The sequence below is a fragment of the Mesorhizobium sp. M5C.F.Ca.IN.020.32.2.1 genome (assembly GCF_004023105.1).
GTDB classification, from domain to species: Bacteria; Pseudomonadota; Alphaproteobacteria; order Rhizobiales; family Rhizobiaceae; genus Mesorhizobium; species Mesorhizobium wenxiniae.
The window spans coordinates 1-2324 of the sequence record NZ_RZSX01000941.1; the positions used below are offsets into that span (position 1 = coordinate 1).

The window sequence follows — 2324 nt, forward strand, 5'->3', positions numbered from 1 at the left end:
GGCCGGTGCGGCGCGAAGCGGTGCGGGAAGAGGAACCGGAGCGGCCGAAATTCACCCGCGACGGCGAACGCCGCCCGATCGGCGAAGGCGGATTGATCAAGAACCGCAAACGCCGCGAAGGCAGCCGCGACGCGGCGCTGGGCAAGCTGTCGACAAGTCCCGGCAGAAGCTTTGTGCCGGAAAAGAGCTTTGGTGAGCGTGGCCCAAAATCACGCGGCGGGCCTGAACGCGACGGCTTTGGCGATCGCGGCCCGAGGCCGGGCGGCTTTGGCGGAAAACCGGGCGGCGGGAAAAAGTCCGAACGCGAGCAGCGTCCGATCGAGCCGCCGGGCCAGCGCAAGGCCAATGTCTGGATGGCGCCGGGCGCGCGGCCGATCGGCAAGGGCAGGGCGGACGCCGATGCCGCCAAGGCGGCCGAAGCCAAGGAACGCAAGGCCTCGTTCAAGCCGTCTTACGGCAAGCCGGCCAAACCCGGAGGGGCAAAGCCGTTCGGCAAGCCGCGTGGCGAACGCCCCAATTCCGGCAGCAGTGATAGCGGCAAAGGCGGCGACCGGCCGCGCAGCGGCCCCAAGGGATCAAGGGGAGGCAATGCGGATCGTCGGCGGTGAGTTTCGCGGGCGTCCGCTGGCGACGCCCCGCTCAAGCGCTATCCGCCCGACCACCGACCGCACCCGCGAGGCTGTCTTCAACGTGCTGGCGCATCGCTTTCCCGACAGGCTGGCCGGCGCGCGCGTGCTCGACCTGTTCGCCGGCACCGGCGCGCTCGGCCTCGAGGCGCTGTCACGCGGCGCAACTTTTGGCGTTTTCATCGAAGAATCGGCGGAAGGGCGCGGCCTGATCCGCACCAATGTCGAGGCCTTCGGCCTCACCGGGCGTACCAAGATATTCCGTCGCGATGCTACGGCTCTGGGCGACGCAGGCACGATCGTCGAGTTCGGCCTGGTGTTCGCCGACCCGCCCTATGGCAAGGGACTGGGCGAGCGTGCCTTGCGCTCGGCCAAGGCCGGCGGCTGGCTCGCCCCCGGCGCGCTCTGCGTCGTCGAGGAGGCGGCAGCGGCGCCGTTCGAGGCAGGGCCGGGCTTTTCGGTTGTCGACGAGCGCAGCTATGGCGAGACGGTTATCCGCTTCATCGAAGCCGCCTGAGTTCGGCCTCCTTTGCGCGCGAAAATGACGAACAAATCACTTTGCCTGTATCGCCATCCCCGCCTATCGTCCCGCCCATGACAACCGGAGCCATTGATGACACCTCAGGCTGAATGGCTGCGCGGAACGCTCTTGGCGCTGGCTCTCGTGATGACCGGCCCGGTGCTGGCCGACAACAAGCCGGACGACGGCAAGGTGACGAATTTCCTGCTCGACAACGGCATGGAGGTTGTCGTCATTCCCGATCACCGGGCGCCGATCGTCACCCATATGGTGTGGTACAAGATCGGCAGCGCGGATGAGCCGCCCGGCAAGTCCGGCATCGCCCATTTCTTCGAGCATCTGATGTTCAAGGCGACGACCAATCACGCGGCCGGCGCGTTCGACCGCGCCGTCTCCGCGATCGGCGGTTCGAACAACGCTTTCACCTCCTATGACTACACCGCGTTTTACGAGACGGTGGTGCCGCAGGCGCTCGAGCAGATGATGGATTTCGAGGCTGATCGCATGCGCAACCTCATCCTCAACGACAATGTCATCGCCACCGAGCGCGACGTGATCCTGGAGGAACGCCGCTCGCGCATCGACAGCATTCCGCAGGCGGTGCTCGGCGAGGAGGTCGACGCCACGCTGTGGCAGAACCAGCCCTATCGCATTCCGGTGATCGGCTGGATGCAGGAGATGGAGAAGCTGAACCGCGCCGATGCCAAGGCTTTCTACGACAAATATTACACGCCCAACAACGCCGTGCTGGTGGTGGCCGGCGATGTCGACCCGGAGGTGGTCAAGGCGCTGGCCGAAAAGACGTATGGCAAGATTGCGCGTGGTCCAGACCTGCCGCCGCGCATCCGTCCGGTCGAACCCGAGCAGAACACCAGGCGCACGGTGACGCTCACTGACGCGCGTGTCAGTGTGCCGAACTTTTCGACGCAATGGGTGGTTCCCTCCTATCACACTGCAAAGCCGGGCGAAGCGGAAGCGCTGGACTTGCTGGCGGAGATCCTCGGCGGCGGTAGCCGCAGCCGGCTCCACCAGCAGCTTGTCGTCAAGCAGGGCATCGCCGCCGAGGCCGGCGCCTTCTTCCAGGGCACCATGCTCGATGCCACCAACTTCACCGTCTATGGCGCGCCGCGCGGCGACGCCAAGCTGGCCGATGTCCAGGCGGCGGTCGAGGCCGAGGT

The 2324-nt window shown here is 66.4% G+C and carries 2 protein-coding genes and 1 pseudogene; all 3 read left to right on the top strand.

Annotated features, from left to right (window positions below; all coding sequences use genetic code 11):
• Positions 1-608: pseudogene (locus tag EOA86_RS31195) on the top strand (RNA pseudouridine synthase); the annotation flags it as partial.
• Positions 589-1143, top strand: coding sequence for a 16S rRNA (guanine(966)-N(2))-methyltransferase RsmD (gene rsmD, locus EOA86_RS31200; RefSeq protein WP_128345126.1), 555 nt, complete (start codon positions 589-591; stop codon positions 1141-1143). The pseudogene EOA86_RS31195 and the gene rsmD, both read left to right, overlap by 20 nt.
• Positions 1144-1239: 96 nt before the next feature.
• On the top strand, positions 1240-2324 hold a 1085-nt coding region (locus EOA86_RS31205), incomplete at its 3' end, for a pitrilysin family protein (protein WP_164892160.1).

Coding starts and splice junctions, on each gene's coding strand:
- rsmD (WP_128345126.1), top strand. CDS start 589: ATGCGGATCGTCGGCGGTGAGTTTCGCGGGCGTCCGCTGGCGACGCCC.